At 67.6% G+C, this 17,100-nt stretch carries 14 protein-coding genes; 12 read left to right on the forward strand and 2 right to left on the reverse strand.

What is annotated here, in order from left to right:
• Positions 1-18 precede the first annotated feature (18 nt).
• The 3 genes from LK535_RS09565 to LK535_RS09575 all read left to right on the forward strand — a co-directional run bounded on the left by LK535_RS09565 (position 19) and on the right by LK535_RS09575 (position 1,974).
• A complete protein-coding gene (locus LK535_RS09565) occupies positions 19-1,338 on the forward strand; it encodes a hypothetical protein (protein WP_227771682.1) in 1,320 nt (439 codons plus the stop codon).
• Positions 1,339-1,465: 127 nt separating this feature from the next.
• A complete protein-coding gene (locus LK535_RS09570; RefSeq protein WP_227771683.1) occupies positions 1,466-1,678 on the forward strand; it encodes a cold-shock protein in 213 nt (70 codons plus the stop codon).
• Between the two features lie 68 nt (positions 1,679-1,746).
• Complete coding sequence (locus LK535_RS09575) at positions 1,747-1,974, forward strand: hypothetical protein (protein ID WP_227771684.1); 228 nt, start codon at positions 1,747-1,749, stop codon at positions 1,972-1,974.
• Here the strand turns inward: LK535_RS09575 and LK535_RS09580 are convergent.
• Positions 1,971-2,423 (reverse strand): Lrp/AsnC family transcriptional regulator, encoded by a 453-nt coding sequence (locus LK535_RS09580; protein WP_227771685.1) that lies wholly within the window; start codon positions 2,421-2,423, stop codon positions 1,971-1,973. The two genes, LK535_RS09575 and LK535_RS09580, sit on opposite strands and share 4 nt — an antisense overlap.
• Before the next feature lie 96 nt (positions 2,424-2,519).
• Here LK535_RS09580 and putA point away from each other — a divergent pair, with 96 nt between their 5' ends.
• The 6 genes from putA (at position 2,520) to LK535_RS09610 (ending at position 11,391) form a co-directional block, all read left to right on the forward strand.
• Positions 2,520-6,122, forward strand: a complete 3,603-nt coding sequence (gene putA / locus LK535_RS09585) for a trifunctional transcriptional regulator/proline dehydrogenase/L-glutamate gamma-semialdehyde dehydrogenase (RefSeq protein WP_227771917.1) — start codon at positions 2,520-2,522, stop codon at positions 6,120-6,122.
• 169 nt (positions 6,123-6,291) lie between these two features.
• Complete coding sequence (gene rplK / locus LK535_RS09590; protein ID WP_227771686.1) at positions 6,292-6,723, forward strand: 50S ribosomal protein L11; 432 nt, start codon at positions 6,292-6,294, stop codon at positions 6,721-6,723.
• 4 nt (positions 6,724-6,727) lie between these two features.
• Positions 6,728-7,420 carry a 50S ribosomal protein L1 gene (gene rplA, locus LK535_RS09595; RefSeq protein ID WP_227771687.1) on the forward strand — a complete coding sequence of 231 codons (693 nt, stop codon included), beginning with the start codon at positions 6,728-6,730 and terminating at the stop codon, positions 7,418-7,420.
• A gap of 122 nt (positions 7,421-7,542) precedes the next feature.
• Positions 7,543-9,138: an alpha-amylase family glycosyl hydrolase gene (locus LK535_RS09600; protein WP_227771688.1), complete on the forward strand. Its 1,596-nt coding sequence runs from the start codon at positions 7,543-7,545 to the stop codon at positions 9,136-9,138.
• A complete protein-coding gene (locus LK535_RS09605) occupies positions 9,138-10,145 on the forward strand; it encodes a glycosyltransferase family 4 protein (RefSeq protein ID WP_227771689.1) in 1,008 nt (335 codons plus the stop codon). The genes LK535_RS09600 and LK535_RS09605 overlap by 1 nt, the downstream gene beginning before the upstream one ends.
• A gap of 73 nt (positions 10,146-10,218) precedes the next feature.
• Positions 10,219-11,391: an alpha-hydroxy-acid oxidizing protein gene (locus tag LK535_RS09610; RefSeq protein WP_227771690.1), complete on the forward strand. Its 1,173-nt coding sequence runs from the start codon at positions 10,219-10,221 to the stop codon at positions 11,389-11,391.
• A gap of 168 nt (positions 11,392-11,559) precedes the next feature.
• Here the strand turns inward: LK535_RS09610 and LK535_RS09615 are convergent, their stop codons facing one another.
• Entirely contained in the window at positions 11,560-14,037 is a 2,478-nt protein-coding gene (locus tag LK535_RS09615; RefSeq protein ID WP_227771691.1) for a PhoX family protein, read from the reverse strand.
• Positions 14,038-14,465: 428 nt separating this feature from the next.
• Between LK535_RS09615 and rplJ the strand changes: the two genes are divergently transcribed.
• The 3 genes from rplJ to LK535_RS09630 all read left to right on the forward strand — a co-directional run bounded on the left by rplJ (position 14,466) and on the right by LK535_RS09630 (position 17,100).
• The gene (rplJ, locus tag LK535_RS09620) at positions 14,466-14,981 is read left to right on the forward strand and encodes a 50S ribosomal protein L10 (protein WP_227771692.1); all 516 of its coding nucleotides are present in this window, start codon (positions 14,466-14,468) and stop codon (positions 14,979-14,981) included.
• A gap of 48 nt (positions 14,982-15,029) precedes the next feature.
• Complete coding sequence (rplL, locus tag LK535_RS09625; RefSeq protein WP_227771693.1) at positions 15,030-15,407, forward strand: 50S ribosomal protein L7/L12; 378 nt, start codon at positions 15,030-15,032, stop codon at positions 15,405-15,407.
• A 304-nt stretch (positions 15,408-15,711) separates the two neighbouring features.
• Positions 15,712-17,100, forward strand: a complete 1,389-nt coding sequence (locus LK535_RS09630) for a hypothetical protein (RefSeq protein WP_227771694.1) — start codon at positions 15,712-15,714, stop codon at positions 17,098-17,100.

The raw sequence follows: 17,100 nt of genomic DNA on the forward strand, positions 1-17,100 counted from the left end.
CCCGCGCCGCTCCGCCCCATGCCCGACACCCCCGCCGCCGCGCCGCCGGGGAACCAGGAAGCAATCCGCGAGGCCCGCATGATCCCCCGCCAGTCCCTCTTCGATGCCGCGCCGCCCGCCGCCCCGGCGCCAAGCCCTCCCTCGGCCACCTTCGTGCCCCTGCCCGATGAGGAAATCGCCGAAAACGGCGTCCCCGCCAGCGTCTCGCGCCGGCAGGACGGCTGGTCCGCCGCCAACCAGCGCCGCTTCCTCGAAGCCATTGCGGAGGGGCATGGCGTCGAGGCCGCCTGCCGCTGCGTCGGCCTGTCCACCGCCTCCGCCTACGCCTTTCGCCGCAGCGCGAAGGGCGCCGCCTTTGCGCTCGGCTGGCGCGCCGCCTCGCTCGTCGCACGCGAGGCGCTCGCCGAAACGCTGCTCGTCCGCGCGCTCGAAGGCCAGGTGGACACCTATATCCGCGCCGACGGCAGCGAGGTGACGCGCCACCGCCACGACAATCGCCTCGCCATGTCGCTGCTCGCCCGGCTCGATCGCCAGGTGGAGGCCGCGCCAGATGCGGATGTGAAGGCCGCCCGGCTCGTCGCACAGGAGTTCGACGCTTATCTCGATCTTGTCACGCGCGATGAGGGCCCGGCGCGCGCCGGCCTGTTTCTCGCGCGGCGCTGCGGCACGCTGACTGGCGGCTTGCTGGGCGACGATGATGCCGCCGCTCTGGCCGATCTTGCCCCGATCTTTGCGCTCGCCGCTGCCGATCGCCTCGCGCGCACCGGCGTCGCCACGGCGGGCGAGGTGCCGGTGGACGATCTCGATCTGGCGCAGCGCGCGGGCTGGACGGCGGAGCAATGGGCGCGCGCCGAGGCCGCCGGCCTGCTCCGCCTCGCCGTGCCGGCGCCGCCCGCGACGGCAGAGGACGACGCCACCGATCCGCACGCCGCCGCAGACACCACGAACGCGCCCGTTGCGCAGGGCGCGCCAGCGTCTCAACTTTCTCAACATTGGCAGGCAGCCGGCCTTTCCGGCGACGCGATGTTCGCCGATCCCGCCGATCCCGATGCCGCGCCGCTCGTCTGGTGGGATCCACTCGGCGGCGAATGGCTCACCCGCTTTCCTCCGCCGGACGATTATGACGGCGAGGAGGAGGGCGAGGCGGGCAGCGAGGATTACGCCCGCAGCCTGACGGCACTTGAGGCTTATGCGGTCGGCCCTGCGCCGCCCGGCTTTGCGGATCGTTCGCCGCATGATCTTTGGGCGCGCCGCGACCAGTTTTTCGCCAGCATCTTGCTCCGTCAACGCGATAATCGGGCGCGCGATTCGCTATTTGGGGTCAGCGCCCCTACATAGGGCAAGCTTCAGTCGCAAATCGACGGTCTTTGGCGCTTTGCGGCACCTTCTTCCTTCTTTCCCTGCTGCCGCGGCACCGGGGCGTACCGGTCGTCGGCCCCCGTCCGAAACAAGAAGGAAAATACACATGGCTAATCTTGGCACCGTCAAGTTCTTCAACGCTGACAAGGGCTTTGGCTTTATTGCTCCCGACAATGGCGGCGCGGATGCGTTCGTCCATATTTCGGCCGTGGAGCGCGCCGGTTTTGTTACGCTGAATCAGAACCAGCGCGTCAGCTACGAGCTGGAGAATGATCGCCGCGGGCGTACCAGCGCGGTCTCGCTCGAAGCCGCGGAATAACCTTCCCGTTGCACGTGGGCCGGCAATGGTGCCGGCCCGCGGATCCTCGAACCAAGGAGCTTCCCCCGATGGCCGATGATGCAACCATGTACCGGGCCCGCGCCGCGACCGAGATGGCCAATGCCCAGGGCGCGACGCTCGCCAATGTGCGCGATCGCTGCGAACGCGCCGCGCGTGCGTGGGAAACCATGGCCGAGCGCGCCGAGCGGGTCGCCGTCCAGCGTCACGAGCGTGAGGCCGCAACCGCGGCGCAGCGCGATGCCGCTGTCGCCAGCGTCACGACCGCGGCCGGCTAGAAGCCCCCTTCCCTGATCGTCTCCATCACCACGAAGGTGGAGGTGCTGGCGACATGCGGCAGCGTTGAGATCCGCTCCCCCAGCACGTCGCGATACTGGCGGATGTCGCGGGTGCGGATCTTCAGCAGATAGTCGAAGCTGCTGGCGATCATGTGGCATTCCTCCACTTCCGGAATGGCCAGCACGCCGCGGCGGAATTCCGCCAGCGCCGCCTCGCGCGTGTCGGACAGTTTCACCTCGGTGAAGGCGACATGGCCAAGGCCCAGTTTCTCCGGGTCCACCACGGCCTTGAACCCGCGGATATAGCCGCGGTCGGTCAGCCGCTTCAGCCGCGTCTGGCACGGTGTCTTGGACAGGCCCACCCGCTTGGCCAGTTCGGTCACGGAAAGGCGCCCGTCCTTTTCCAGCACCGCGATGATTTTCCGATCAAACGCGTCGATCTCGTCCATCTGGCCTGTCCTACATCCGCTTGATGGGCTAAATAGCCTGTCGGAATGCCGATCAAAAGTCGGATGGCCCGCGGGCAAATCGCTATATTTGCGGTCATGGAACCGCTGTTCGCCGATTTCGCCCCGCCGATCCGCCCCGCGACGCCGCTGCGCGCCGCGATCACCGCCGCCACGCGCCGCGCCGAACCGGAGGCGCTGGCGCCGCTGCTCGACGAGGCGACGCTGCCCGATGCGGTGAAGGCGCAGGCCCTCGCCACCGCGACGACGCTGATCACGGCGCTCAGGGCCAAGCACAAGGGCACCGGCGTCGAGGGTCTGGTCCAGGAATACGCCCTGTCCAGCCAGGAAGGCGTCGCCTTGATGTGCCTCGCCGAAGCCCTCCTCCGCATCCCCGACGACGACACCCGCGACGCGCTGATCCGTGACAAGATCGCTGGCGGCGACTGGCGCAGCCACATCGGCGACGGCCGCTCCCTCTTCGTCAACGCCGCCACCTGGGGCCTGGTGGTGACGGGCAAGCTGACGAACAGCGTCAACGACCGCGGATTGGCCGCCGCCCTCACCCGCCTCATTGCCCGGGCCGGCGAACCCGTCATCCGCCGCGGTGTCGACATGGCGATGCGGATGATGGGCGAACAGTTCGTCACCGGCGAGACCATCGAAGAGGCGCTGAAACGCGCCCGCCCGCTCGAGGCCCGCGGGTTCGGCTACAGCTACGACATGCTGGGCGAGGCGGCGACCACCGCCGCCGATGCCGACCGCTATTATCGCGACTATGAGACCGCGGTGCACGCGATCGGCAAGGCCTCCGCTGGCCGCGGCATCTACGCCGGCCCCGGAATCTCGATCAAGCTCTCCGCCCTCCACCCCCGCTACGCCCGAGCGCAGGCCGACCGCGTCATGGGCGAGCTGCTGCCCCGGGTCCGCGCCCTCGCGCTGATCGCCCGCGGCTATGACATCGGCTTCAACATCGACGCGGAGGAGGCCGACCGCCTCGAACTCTCGCTCGACCTCCTCGAAAGCCTCGCGCTCGATCCCGCGCTCTCCGGCTGGCACGGCCTCGGCTTCGTCATCCAGGCCTATGGCAAGCGTTGCCCCTTCGTGATCGACTGGATCGTCGACCTCGCCCGCCGCGCCGACCGCCGCATCATGGTCCGCTTGGTCAAGGGCGCCTATTGGGATGCCGAGATCAAGCGCGCGCAGGTCGATGGGCAGGCGGATTTCCCCGTCTACACGCGCAAAATCCACACCGACGTGTCCTATCTCGCCTGCGCCCGCCGCCTGCTGGCGAACCGCGATGCGGTGTTCCCACAATTCGCCACCCACAATGCGCAGACGCTCGCGACCGTCCACGCCATGGCGGGCCCCGACTTCACCCTCGGCGATTATGAGTTCCAATGCCTCCACGGCATGGGCGAGCCGCTGTATGATGAGGTGGTTGGCGCGGACAAGCTGAACCGCCCCTGCCGCATCTACGCGCCCGTCGGCACGCACGAGACGTTGCTTGCCTATCTCGTCCGCCGCCTGCTGGAAAACGGCGCCAACAGCTCCTTCGTCAATCGTATTGCCGATCCCGAGGTTTCGATCGCCGACCTCGTCGCCGATCCCGTCGCGATCGTTCGCGCGACCGACACGCCGGGGCAGAAGCACGCCGCGATCGCCCTTCCGGCTGATCTCTACCCCCGCCGCCGCAACTCCGACGGGCTCGACCTCGCGGACGAGCGCACGCTCGCTTCGCTGGGCGAGACGATGCAGGCCGGCGCGCACGGCAACTGGCGCGCCGCCCCCGCCGATGGTCAGGGCACGCCCCGCCCCGTGCTGAACCCCGCCGACCACCGCGACACCGTGGGCACCGTCGTCGAGGCAAGCCCCGCGCAGGCCGCCGCCGCCGCGCGCACCGCCGCTGCCGCCGCCCCCGCATGGGCCGCCGTCGCCCCCGCCGACCGTGCCGCCATCCTCGATCGCGCCGCCGACACGATGCAGGCGCGCATGGCCGAGCTGATCGGGCTGACCGTGCGCGAGGCGGGCAAGTCGGTCCTTAACGCGATCGGCGAGGTTCGCGAGGCGATCGACTTCCTGCGCTATTACGCCGACCAGGCGCGCCGCAGCTTCGGCCCCGCGCACCGGCCGCTCGGCACCGTCACCTGCATCAGCCCGTGGAACTTCCCGCTGGCGATCTTCACCGGGCAGGTCTCCGCCGCGCTTGTCGCCGGCAACACCGTGCTGGCCAAGCCCGCCGAGGAAACCCCGCTGATCGCCGCACAGGCGGTCGCCATCCTCCACGCGGCCGGCATCCCCGCCGACGCGCTTCAGCTCGTCCCCGGCGACGGCGCGATCGGCGCTGCGCTGGTCGCCGCGCCGGAGACCGCCGCGGTGATGTTCACCGGCTCCACCGAAGTCGCCCGGCTGATCCAGTGCGAACTCGCCACCCGCGTCTCGGCCGATGGCGCGCCAATCCCGCTCATCGCTGAGACCGGCGGCCAGAATGCGATGATCGTCGACAGCTCCGCACTCGCCGAACAGGTGGTGGCGGACGTTATCGCCTCCGCCTTCGACAGCGCCGGCCAGCGCTGCTCGGCGCTGCGCATCCTGTGCCTGCAGGAGGAGGTCGCCGACCGCATCCTCACCATGTTGCGCGGCGCGCTGCAGGAGCTGCGCATCGGCCGTACCGATCGGCTGGCGGTCGACATCGGCCCGGTCATCACCGCCGAGGCGCAAGGCAACATCACCCGCCACATCGCCGCAATGCGCGACCGCGGCCACAAGGTCGATTCGCTCCCGCTCGGCGAGGCGGCCACGCACGGCACCTTCGTCGCCCCGACGATCATCGAGCTGCCCGACATCGCCGAGCTTCAGCGCGAGGTGTTCGGCCCGGTCCTCCACGTCGTCCGCTACAAGCGCAGCGGGCTCGACGCGCTGATCGATCGCATCAACGCCACCGGCTACGGCCTGACCTTTGGCCTCCACACCCGCCTCGACGAGACGATCGCCCATGTCACCGCGCGGGTGAAGGCAGGCAATCTCTACATCAACCGCAACGTCATCGGCGCGATCGTCGGCGTTCAGCCCTTTGGTGGGCGCGGTCTGTCGGGCACCGGGCCCAAGGCGGGCGGACCGCTTTATCTCGGCCGCCTGGTGCGAGGCGCGATCGAGGCGCCCGCGGGCACGTCGACGACGGCCGACGCCGCCACCCGCGACCTCGCGCTCTGGCTGGAGGCGCGCGGGGACCAGGCCGCCGCGGCCGGCGTTCGTGAGGTTGCCGTCGCCTCCCCGCTCGGCCTGGAGGCGGAGCTCGACGGCCCGGTGGGTGAGCGCAACCTGTACGCGCTACACCCGCGTGGCCGCATCCTGCTGCTGCCGGCAACCACGGCCGGGCTGATGGCGCAGCTCGCCGCCGCGCTCGCCACCGGCAACGACGTGGTGGTGGACTCGGCGCTGCGCACCGATCTCCCCGCGCCGGTCGCCGCGCGCGTCCGCTGGACCAGCGACTGGTCCAGCGACGGCCCCTATGCGGGCGCGCTGATTGAGGGCGACGCTGCCCGCGTGCGTGACCTGCAACAGCGAATCGCTGCACTGGGCGGCCCGATCGTGCTGACCCAGGCGAACGATTATCGCCTCGAATGGCTGGTCGAGGAGGTTTCCACCTCGATCAACACCACCGCGGCGGGCGGCAACGCCAGCCTCATGGCGATGACGTAAACCGCGCCCCCGCGTACACATGGCGGGGTGCGCAGGGCGGGGTCCGCGCGGGACTGGATTTTTCCCCGCGACCCCGCTATGCGCGCGCTCTTCCAGGTAAATCGCTGGAACGCTTGCGGGAGGGTGCGGCAACGCGCCCGCGACGACCGCTAAACTTAAAGAGAGTGACATGGCGAAGAAAATCACAGGCTATATCAAGCTGCAGGTGCCTGCCGGCGCTGCAAACCCGTCGCCGCCGATCGGCCCGGCGCTGGGTCAGCGCGGCGTGAACATCATGGAATTCTGCAAGGCGTTCAACGCGCAGACCGCTGACATGGAAAAGGGTTCGCCCCTCCCCACCGTCATCACCGTCTACGCCGACCGCTCGTTCAGCTTCGAGACGAAGACGCCGCCGGCGACCTTCCTCATCAAGAAGGCGCTGAACCTGAAGTCGGGCTCGAAGGAGCCGGGCAAGACCAGCGCGGGAACCATCAAGCGCTCGCAGCTGTCGGAAATCGCCCAGGTCAAGATGAAGGACCTGAACGCGAACGACATCGACGCAGCAACGAAGATCATCGAAGGCTCCGCTCGCGCGATGGGCCTCCAGGTTGTGGAGGGCTGAGGACATGGCGAAGCTCACGAAGAAGCAGAAGGCGATCACGATCGACCGCGAGAAGCTGCACGGCGTCGACGAGGCGATCCAGCTCGCTAAGTCGGGTGCGACCTCCAAGTTCGATGAGACGATCGAAGTCGCGCTGAACCTCGGCGTCGATCCGCGTCACGCTGACCAGATGGTCCGCGGCGTCGTCACGCTGCCCAAGGGCACCGGCAAGACCGTTCGCGTCGGCGTGTTCGCCCGCGGCGCGAAGGCTGACGAGGCCCGCGAGGCCGGCGCCGACGTCGTCGGTGCGGAAGACCTGATGGAAACCATCCAGGGCGGCAAGATCGACTTCGATCGCTGCATCGCGACCCCGGACATGATGGGTATCGTCGGCCGTCTCGGTAAGGTCCTGGGTCCGAAGGGCCTGATGCCGAACCCGAAGCTCGGCACCGTGACGATGAACGTCGCCGAGGCAGTGAAGGCGGCCAAGGGTGGCCAGGTCGAGTATCGCGTCGAAAAGGCCGGTATCATCCACTCCGGCATCGGCAAGGCGAGCTTCCCGGCCGAGGACCTGCGCGCGAACTTCGACGCGCTGGTCGATGCGGTGGTCAAGGCCAAGCCGGCCGGCGCCAAGGGCAAGTACGTCCGCAAGGTCGCGATCTCCAGCACCATGGGTGCGGGCATCAAGGTCGACGTGGCGGAAGTCGCCTCGGCCTGATCCGGGCTTTCCAGTTAGCGTAACGAAAAAGGCCGGGGGCAACCCCGGCCTTTTTTGTTGCCCGCTGCCGCCGGCGTCATCGCCCGCGTGAACCCTTCCGTTGCCGAGGCGTTACGAACCGCATGAGCGAGGGCACCCCCGCTGCGCCCTGGTGGAAGCGCGGCGTCATCTATCAGGTCTATCCGCGCTCCTTCGCGGACAGCGATGGCGACGGTATCGGCGACCTTGCAGGTATAGAGGCGCATCTCGATCATATCGCCTCGCTCGGCGTCGACGCGATCTGGCTTTCGCCAATCTTCCCCTCGCCCATGGCCGACTTCGGCTATGACGTGGCCGATTATACCGGCGTTGAGCCGATGTTCGGCGACCTTGCCGCTTTCGACCGCCTGCTCGCCGCGGTCCATGCGCGCGGGCTGAAGCTGCTGCTCGATTTCGTCCCCAACCATTCCTCGACGCAGCACCCGTGGTTCATCGAAAGCCGCGCCAGCCGCGACAATCCGAAGCGTGACTGGTACATCTGGCGCGATCCGGCGCCGGACGGTGGCCCGCCCAACAACTGGATCAGCGACATGGGCGGCCCGGCGTGGGAGCTCGATCCGGCGACCGGCCAATATTACCTCCACACCTTCCTGAAGGAGCAGGCGGACCTCAACTGGCGCAACCCGGAGGTCGCGGCGGCGATGACCGACGTGCTGCGCTTCTGGCTCGATCGCGGCGTCGACGGCTTTCGCATCGACGTGCTGTGGCACATCGTGAAGGCGGAAGGATTGCCCGACAATCCGGGCAATCCCGGCTGGCGCGCTGGCATGGCGGAAAAGCTGCGCGTCATTCAGCAGCATTCCACCGACCAGCCGGAGGCGCACGCCTTCACCCGCGGCTTCCGCGAACTGGCCGACAGCTATGGCGAGACCTTGCTGGTGGGCGAGATCTTCCTGCCGCGTGACCGCCTGATGCGCTGGTACGGCAGCGCGGCCGAGCCGGGCGTCCATTTGCCCTTCAATTTCGAGCTGATCGAGAACCCTTGGGATCGCGACACGCTCGCCCGCCTCATCGCCGACTATGACGCCGCGATCCCCGAACACGGCTGGCCCAATTGGGTGATCGGCAGCCACGACGCAGCCCGCATCGCCGCCCGCGTCGGTGAGCGCCAGGCCCGCGTCGCCGCCATGCTGCTCCTCACGCTGCGCGGCACCCCGACTTTGTATCAGGGCGACGAGATCGGCATCGGCACCGTCGACATCCCGCCCGACCGGATTCGCGATCCGCAGGATTTGCGCCAGCCCGGCATGGGGCTCGGCCGCGATCGCTCGCGTACCCCGATGGCATGGGATGCCTCACCCAATGCCGGCTTCTCGACCGCCGAGCCATGGCTGCCGCTCCACCCCGACTGGCGCGCCCGCAATGTCGCCGCTGAGGACGCCGACCCCGCCTCAATGCTGTGGCTCTACCGCCGCCTTCTCGCCGCGCGTCGCGCCAGCGATGCATTGTCGCTCGGCGCCATGACGCTGCACGACGCGTCGGCCGACGTGCTCGCCTATGAGCGTCGTCTAGGTGAGGAACGACTGCTGGTGGTCCTCAATCTCGGCAGCACCGCGCGCGACGTGACGCTGCCCGATGCCACCCGCCCCGGCCGGATCATCGTCGCCACTGGCACGCGGGCCACATTCGACGGCACGGTCGATGCGGATGAAGGATATGTCGTGGAGCTGCTGACCTGATGCGCATTGCCATGTTGTCGTCGATCTCCTGGCCGACGCCGCCGACCGGCTATGGCCCTTGGGAATTGGTGACGAGCATGCTGACCGAGGCGCTGGTCGCCCGCGGTGTCGACGTCACACTCTTCGCCACGCAGAATTCCCGCACCGCCGGCAAGCTGGAGGGTGTCGCCCCGCGCGGCTATTCGGAGCCGCCGCACCTCGATGCCAAGGTGTGGGAAGCGATGCACATCGCGCATTGCATCGAACGCGCCGGCGACTTCGACCTCATCCACAACCAGGCCGATTTCATGCCGCTCGCCTGGTCGCGGCTGATCGACACGCCGATGCTGACGACGATCCACGGCTTTTCTTCCGAACGGATCGTGCCGGTGTACCAGCGCTACGACGATCATGTTCACTACGTCTCGATCAGCGACGCCGATCGCCACCCGTCGCTCAGCTATGCCGCGACCATCCATCACGGCATCCCGCTGGATGATTTTCCCTTTGACGCGGCTGGTGGTCAGGACCTGCTCTTTTTCGGCCGGATCCATCCCGATAAAGGCCCGCACGCCGCCATTGCCGCGGCAAAGGCGGCCGGACGGCGGCTGGTCATGGCGGGGCTCGTGCAGGATCACGGCTATCACGAACGCGACGTTGCGCCGCACATCGACAACGACCGCGTCGTCTTCCGCGGCGTCGTCGGTGGCGCGGACCGCATCCGCACCTTGGGCCAGGCCAGCGCCCTCCTCCACCTCATCGGCTTCGACGAACCCTTCGGCCTGTCAGTGGTGGAGGCGATGGCCTGCGGCACCCCCGTCATCGCCTACAACCGCGGCTCGATGCCCGAGCTGATCGAGCATGGCGTCACCGGCTTCCTCGTCGACACGCTGGACGAGGCCGTTGCCGCCATCGAGCGCGTGGGGGAGATCGACCGCGCCACCTGCCGCGCGCGCGTCGCGGAGCGGTTCAGCGTCGAACGCATGGCAGACGATTACATCAGGCTATATCAACAGCTTATCGGCTGAACGATTTTCTCCGCCGATGGCGTGACAAGGCTTCTCCAGCCCGCGACAATGCGTGCAAAGGAGAGCGTACCCCATGCCGCATTACGGCGACTTGCAGACCCAGATCTATGGCGCCGGCCTCACCGGCGTGGTCCCCACCTATCCGGTCGATTTCGCGACGCTGGAAAAGCGCGCCCAGTCCGCGCTGCCGCCGCATGTTCTGACCTATGTCCAGGGCGGTTGCGGCGACGAATTTACGCAGGACGAGAATGCCCGCGCCTTCCGCCATTGGGGGATGGTGCCGCGGATGATGGTCGATGCGACGCACCGCGACCTGTCGGTCGAGTTGTTCGGGCTGAAGCTACCCTCCCCGCTGTTCATGGCGCCGATCGGCGTCACCGGGATGATGACGCAGGATCAGCATGGCGACGTGGCAGCGGCGCAGGCCTCGGCGACCACCGGCGTGCCGCTAACCGCCTCGACACTGTCGAACGATCCGCTGGAGGACGTGAAGGCCGCCTGCGGCGAGACACCGGCCTTCTTCCAGCTCTACACGCCGCGCGACAAGGAACTGGCGGAGAGCCTGGTCGGGCGCGCGGAGGCCGCGGGGTACAAGGCGATCGTCGTCACGCTGGATACCTGGGTCACCGGCTGGCGCCCGCGTGATCTCAACCCGTCGAACTTCCCGCAGCTGCGTGGCCATGTGCTGCAGAATTACTTCGTCGATCCGCGCTTTCGCCAGATGCTGGGCGGCAAGGCGCCCGAGGAGGATCTGCGTACCGCGATCGGCACCTGGGGCGCGACGTTCGGCAAGGTACTGACGTGGGACGACATGGCGTGGCTGAAGTCGATCACCAAGCTGCCGATCGTGCTGAAGGGGATCTGCCACCCCGATGACGCGCGCCGCGCAATCGATACCGGCGCTGACGGCATCTACGTTTCCAACCACGGCGGTCGGCAGGCGAATGGCGGCATCGCGGCGATCGACATGCTGCCGGCGGTGGCCGAGGCGGTCGCAGGGCGCGTGCCGGTGCTGTTCGATTCGGGCATCCGATCGGGCACCGACGTGGTGAAGGCAATCGCGCTCGGCGCTGACGCTGTGGGCCTCGGCCGGCCCTATTCCTATGGCCTGGCGCTGGGCGGCGCGGCGGGCTGCGCGCACGTGCTGAAGTGCATCCTCGCCGAGGCGGACCTCTTGATGGCGGTCAACGGCTGGCCGACGCTGAAGGCGGTGCGCGAGGCAGGCGCAATCCGCACGGATCTGTAAACCCACTCTCCTCGCCAAAACGCGTCATCCCCGCGCAGGCGGAGATCCATAAACTCCGAACCAGCGGCTGGAACCGCAACGTTCGCCAGTATGGATTCCCGCCTGCGCGGGGATGACGGAACTCGAGAGCGCGCCTCCTGTCTTCCAGGCAGGGATGCGCTCAGCTCATCAAATGCCGACCAGCCCGCCGTCCTGGCGGGTAATCACGATCGTCGCTGACCGAGGGCGCGTGCCCGACGCCGCAGTACCCCCTTGGGAGGCCGGCCAGTTCGACGTGATGTTGTCCGGGCCGCCATTTTCGCCGGGGTGCTGGATGTTGACGAACAGCGCCTTTCCGTCAGGCGTCGACGTGATGCCGGTGATCTCGCATTCCTTTGGCCCGACCAGGAACCGCTTCAGCGTCGCGCCCGGCGCCTTGCCGACGCGCGTCGTCGCCGTGCTGGTCCCAGCCGGCGTCGCATTGTTCACCGTCTTCGTGCCCCCGTCACCCACGCGCCCCGGGATGGCGGCGAGCATTTGGTTGTTGGTCACATCGGTGAAGGCGCCATCATCGGTCTGCAGCCACATCACCGGGCTCGCCCCCTGCCCTGCGACGTTGGTCGGCAGGCTGAACCACAGGCCGTCGGGCGAGGAGAAATCGTTGCTGTCGTCCAGCCCCGACAGGTTGATATTGTCCTTGTTGAGGTCGCTGCCCGATCCGAAGGCATAGACGTCCCAGGTGAAGGCCACGGCCTCCGTCGTGTCGCCATTCTCCCGCAGGCGAATGACATGGCCGTTGACGTTCCCCGCGCTGTTGCTCCGGCCATCGGTCCGCGGATCGACATAGGAGCGCGGATTGGCAGCATCGGTGCGCGCCGGGCTGCGCGACGAATTGTTGGTGAGCGTGCAATACATCTCGCCGTTCGCCGGGTTGACCGCGGTCCATTCCGGCCGGTCCATCGGCGTCGCGCCCAACAGGTCGGCGGCGATGCGGGCGTTGATCAACACGTCGGCCTGATCCGCGAACGGACAGGTCGCATTGCCACTGGTCAGCGGGCCCGATCCGAACGTCAGGGCCAGCCACTGGCCACTGCCGTCCGCATTGAACTTCGCGACATAGAGCGTGCCGGCATCCAGATACTTGTCGCCCACCGCCAGCCGGTCAGCGGCATTGGCGTCACTGGCCGACCAGGGCGTGCTCGACACGAACTTGTAGATATATTCGTTCTGCGCGTCGTCGCCCATGTAGAAGGCGGGCCTGACGCCGGCGACCATCCGGCTCGGCTCCACGCCTTCGTGGTTCATGCGGCCGAGCGCGGTTCGCTTACGCGGCGTCGACTGCGGATTGTACGGGTCGATCTCGACGATCCAGCCGTACTGGAACGGCTCGTGGCGGAAATCGGCGGTGCCGTCTGCAACCGCGTCGGCCACGGCGGTGGCGTTCCATTTGCGAAAGACCGTGCTGGACGGATCCGATGGTGTCACGGTCGTCCAGCCGTAATTGCCCGCCCGACCCTCGCTGATACCGTAGCGCGACAGGCTGGCATTCTCCTTCGCCTGGCCAGCCGCAATGCGCACCGCGGCATCGCCGCGATCGCGCCGGAAATAACCGGCCCAGTTTTCCTCCGCGGTCGCGTAGGTGCCCCAGGGCATGGTGCCGTTGGCGCAATTGTTGATCGTGCCGCGTCCTTGCGTCCCGTCCTTGGAATACAGCGTGCGCAGCAGCGCATGGCCGCGCGCCGGGCCGTTGAACGCCATCGGCGTGTTCGGGGTGATCCGCCGGTTGAGCGCGGACGCCTGCACGTAGCTCCAGGCAGAAGCCCCTCGAGTCACCTCGATCACCGAAACGCCATGCGCCTCGATCTCCTTGATCGCTTCCGCTTCCGGCCGCACACCGCCCGTGGTCGTCTGACCCCGCGCGTGCAAATAGCTCTCGGTGATGTTTTCGTGATTGAGCACCAGCAGCCCGCGCGTGCTGCCCGCCGGATCCCGGCTGGTGCCGGTTGCGGCGAGACCGAAGAAGCTCATTCCGTCATGATGATCGCCCGCGCGCGCCGCGAAGTTCGTGTCCGTCCCGTCATTGGCATAGGCAGGCGTGCTGGCGTTGATCGGATCGCCCAGCCGGTACAGCACCGTTACGGTATAGCCGGCCGGCACGGTCACCAGGTCGTTGCGGTTCTTGGCAACGGCGGCGAAGTCCAAGGTCGCCGGTGAAACGGTAACGGTGGTGTCCGCGGTGGCGCTGTCGCCAGCCGCCCCCACGCCGGTAAAGCGAAACACTAGCGGCGTGGCAGTGCTCACCGCCGGAGCGATAAAGGTCGCGGTCGTGCCACTCGTGCCGCTCAGCGTTACGGAAGGCCCGCTCACCTGCACCCAGCCGATCGACTGGGCGCCCGTGTTTGCCGTGCCTTGCAGCGTCACCGTCTTGCCGGCGGTGGTAGCGACGGCGCTGCCCGCACTCACCTTCACCGGCTCGCTCGTGATCGTCTCGTCGTCGCAGCCAGCCAGCAGAACGCCGCCGAACACTGCCGTGGTCATCGCGCTCAGCCCGCCGCGCAGCGTCTGCCGCCGCGAATAGCGCTGCGCAATCAGGTCGTTGAGGTGACCGTTCGCGCTTCGGTTCGTGTCGATGTCACCGTCATCGTAAAGAAAGGTCGAATCGGTCATGGGTCCCCCCGGGGCTGCTTGTCTGGACAGGCTGTGCCGGGCGCGGATGACGGCGCCGTGGCGAGACGATGTCGTTCCGGTTGCGATTTGATGTGGGTTCAAAGACACTTGACCCACAGCGCCATTCCGCTATGGGGCTGCGCTTGCCGTACCCCTCGGGCGTGCGGCGCCGTCCGAGACAGCGGGTGGGCCACAGGGCCCTTAATGCCCCGCCGAGACGGGGACAGGATTTCACCGCGAGCGTCCTGGCGCTCCGGTCTGCCGCGTGGCTCATTGGGCCCGCGACTGCTTCCCATTCCCCTTCACTCGGGTCCTGTCAAAGTATCACTTTGACGGGGTGCCCTTGGACAACCCGTTCGCACGGTTTCGTGCGGACGGATCGTAACCGGCCGCAGCCTTCGGGATGCGGTCATAGTGTGGAGAATGGCATGGATCGTGCTCAAAAGGCCGCAGCCGTCGCCGAACTCAAGCAGACCTTCTCCGAGGTCGGCGTGGTGGTCGTCACCCGCAACCTCGGCCTCACCGTCGCACAGTCGACGCAGCTGAGGACGAAGATGCGCGAGGCCGGTGCCGTCTACAAGGTCTCGAAGAACAAGCTTGCCAAGATCGCGCTCGATGGCACCGACTATGATTCGCTGGGCGACATGCTCACCGGTCCGGTCGGTCTCGCGACCTCGGTCGATCCCGTCGCGGCTGCCAAGGTAGCCGTGGATTTCGCCAAGACGACCGACAAGTTCGAGATCGTCGGTGGCGGTATGGGTGCGACCAAGCTCGACGTGGCAGGCGTTCAGGCGCTTGCGACGATGCCGTCGCTCGACGAGCTCCGGGCGAAGATCGTCGGTCTCATCGTGGCCCCGGCCACCAAGATCGCGACCATCACCCAGGCGCCCGCCGCGCAGATCGCGCGCGTGCTTGCAGCTTACTCGGAAAAGGAAGCCGCCTGATCCGTCAGGCAGCATCGTTTCATTCGATCGTTTCAAAGGAAGTATATCATGGCAGACCTGAACGCGCTGGTTGACCAGCTGTCCGAACTGACCGTCCTCGAGGCGGCTGAGCTCTCGAAGCTCCTCGAAGAGAAGTGGGGCGTTTCGGCCGCAGCAGCGGTTGCAGCAGCTCCGGCAGCTGGTGGCGGCGCAGCTGCTCCGGCCGCTGAAGAGAAGACCGAGTTCGACGTGATCCTCACCGGCGACGGTGGCAAGAAGATCAACGTCATCAAGGAAGTCCGCGCGATCACGGGCCTCGGCCTGACCGAAGCGAAGACCCTGGTCGAAGGCGCGCCGAAGCCGATCAAGGAAGGCGTGTCCAAGGACGAGGCCGAGAAGATCAAGAAGCAGCTGGAAGAAGCTGGCGCGACCGTCGAGCTCAAGTAAGCCGCTGTGCTGGCGCGGGCTGCGTAGCAACCCGCGCTTCGCACAAGGCCGGCCGACGTGGGCCAAGGCGCACGTTTGACGTCATGGGATCAGCTCCCGGGACGGACCAGCCGACAGAAAGGGCGGCACCTTCGCGGGTGCCGCCCTTTTCGTATCTGACACGATGAAGGCCCGCCCGCTGCGGAGGGCCAGTTCGCCGCGGTAACCCGGCTTCAACCACTCAGGCGCTACCGCCCAGCCGGTGATCACCGGCGCGCTCCCCACCTACCGGCTGCCATCATCGGCACTTCGACCGGGGTGGCCGATGCTCGTGATCGTGGCCGCGCTGGTTCAGCAGGCGCTGTCCTCGCTGAACTGCGACGTTTCCTGGCTGATCACCACGGCCGAGCGGGTGCTCGACGGCGCCCGCCTGTACCGTGACATCGAGGAGGTGAATCCGCCCGCCTCGGTCCTGCTGTACATACCGGCCGTTGCCACGGCCCGGCTGCTCGGGATCGCGCCGGAAGCAGTGACGGTGCTTCTGGCGAGCATGCTGGCGATCCTGTCGCTCCGCCACGTGGGCCGGATCCTCGCGGTGCCGCCCGCCGCTTTGGCATCGCTGGGGGCTGCCGCCGCTTTCATCCTGCTGGTTCTGCCCGCCGATCTGTTTGCGCAGCGCGAGCATGTTGCGCTGATCGCCGGCCTGCCCTGCCTGGCCGTGATCGTCAGGCGGACCCGGAACCTGCCCGTTCGCGCCGGCGATGCTTGGGCGGCCGGGATCGGCGCCGGTATCATGGTGGCCATCAAGCCTCACCTGATCCTCGCCCTTGCCCTTCCACAGCTCTGGTCCTCGGCGCGGCAGCGAAACCTCGACGTGTTGAAGTCACCGGAATGGCTCGCGCTGGCCGCGACAGGGGTTGGCTATCTGCTGATCGTTCTGCTCGTCTTTCCCGATTATACCGCGCACATGCTGCCGCTGCTTCGGCTCGTGTACCTGCCGGGACGGGACAGCTGGGGCCATCTTCTGACCGGCACGATGGTCACCATCCCGGTCACCGTTGCGATCCTTACCCTGTGGCTGGCCCGCGCGCGTCCGACGGAGGATGTCGTCGTCCTGCTGCTCGCCGCCGCCGGCTTCGCCGCTGCCGGGCTGGTTCAGGGCAAGGGTTATCTCAACCACGGCTATCCCGCGGTCGCGACGTCACTTCTGGCGATCACGCTGCATCTTTCGCGCCCCGGCCATGCCCGCGCGTTCGGCGCCGTCTGCGCCGCCATACTCGCCCTGTTCGCCACCTACAGCTACGCCCGCGTGCCGGAGCCCCGCGCCCTCAGCGACGCGGTGCAGCGTCTTGGTCCAGCGCACCCGCGGCTGATCGGCATTTCCTTCGATTTCTCGCTCGGCCATCCACTCACCCGCTGGGTTGGGGGTGAGTGGGTCGGCACACGCGGCAGCCAATGGGTGACTGGCAACGCCTGGCAGCAACTCGAAAATCCCGCGCTGCCGGCAACCGCTCGCCGCGCCTATGAACGCGCCGAGCAGGACGATGCCGCGCTGCTGGCCGCCGACATCACAGGTCATCGGCCCGACATCATTCTGGTTGATGACGTTCCGGGGCCGCGATGGATTGCTGCTCACCCACCACTCGCGCGGGCAATGCAGGGCTACCGGCCGGCACGCCGCGTGGGTACCGTCACCCTGTGGACGAAGCGCTGA

This window comes from Sphingomonas sp. IC4-52 (assembly GCF_020707225.1).
GTDB lineage: Bacteria > Pseudomonadota > Alphaproteobacteria > Sphingomonadales > Sphingomonadaceae > Sphingomonas.

What these genes read in the sequence shown, in the direction of transcription:
- LK535_RS09565 (WP_227771682.1), top strand. Translation starts at nt 19, where the DNA reads ATGCCCGACACCCCCGCCGCCGCGCCGCCGGGGAACCAGGAAGCAATC.
- LK535_RS09570 (WP_227771683.1), top strand. Translation starts at nt 1,466, where the DNA reads ATGGCTAATCTTGGCACCGTCAAGTTCTTCAACGCTGACAAGGGCTTT.
- LK535_RS09575 (WP_227771684.1), top strand. Translation starts at nt 1,747, where the DNA reads ATGGCCGATGATGCAACCATGTACCGGGCCCGCGCCGCGACCGAGATG.
- LK535_RS09580 (WP_227771685.1), bottom strand. Translation starts at nt 2,423, where the DNA reads ATGGACGAGATCGACGCGTTTGATCGGAAAATCATCGCGGTGCTGGAA.
- putA (WP_227771917.1), top strand. Translation starts at nt 2,520, where the DNA reads ATGGAACCGCTGTTCGCCGATTTCGCCCCGCCGATCCGCCCCGCGACG.
- rplK (WP_227771686.1), top strand. Translation starts at nt 6,292, where the DNA reads ATGGCGAAGAAAATCACAGGCTATATCAAGCTGCAGGTGCCTGCCGGC.
- rplA (WP_227771687.1), top strand. Translation starts at nt 6,728, where the DNA reads ATGGCGAAGCTCACGAAGAAGCAGAAGGCGATCACGATCGACCGCGAG.
- LK535_RS09600 (WP_227771688.1), top strand. Translation starts at nt 7,543, where the DNA reads ATGAGCGAGGGCACCCCCGCTGCGCCCTGGTGGAAGCGCGGCGTCATC.
- LK535_RS09605 (WP_227771689.1), top strand. Translation starts at nt 9,138, where the DNA reads ATGCGCATTGCCATGTTGTCGTCGATCTCCTGGCCGACGCCGCCGACC.
- LK535_RS09610 (WP_227771690.1), top strand. Translation starts at nt 10,219, where the DNA reads ATGCCGCATTACGGCGACTTGCAGACCCAGATCTATGGCGCCGGCCTC.
- LK535_RS09615 (WP_227771691.1), bottom strand. Translation starts at nt 14,037, where the DNA reads ATGACCGATTCGACCTTTCTTTACGATGACGGTGACATCGACACGAAC.
- rplJ (WP_227771692.1), top strand. Translation starts at nt 14,466, where the DNA reads ATGGATCGTGCTCAAAAGGCCGCAGCCGTCGCCGAACTCAAGCAGACC.
- rplL (WP_227771693.1), top strand. Translation starts at nt 15,030, where the DNA reads ATGGCAGACCTGAACGCGCTGGTTGACCAGCTGTCCGAACTGACCGTC.
- LK535_RS09630 (WP_227771694.1), top strand. Translation starts at nt 15,712, where the DNA reads ATGCTCGTGATCGTGGCCGCGCTGGTTCAGCAGGCGCTGTCCTCGCTG.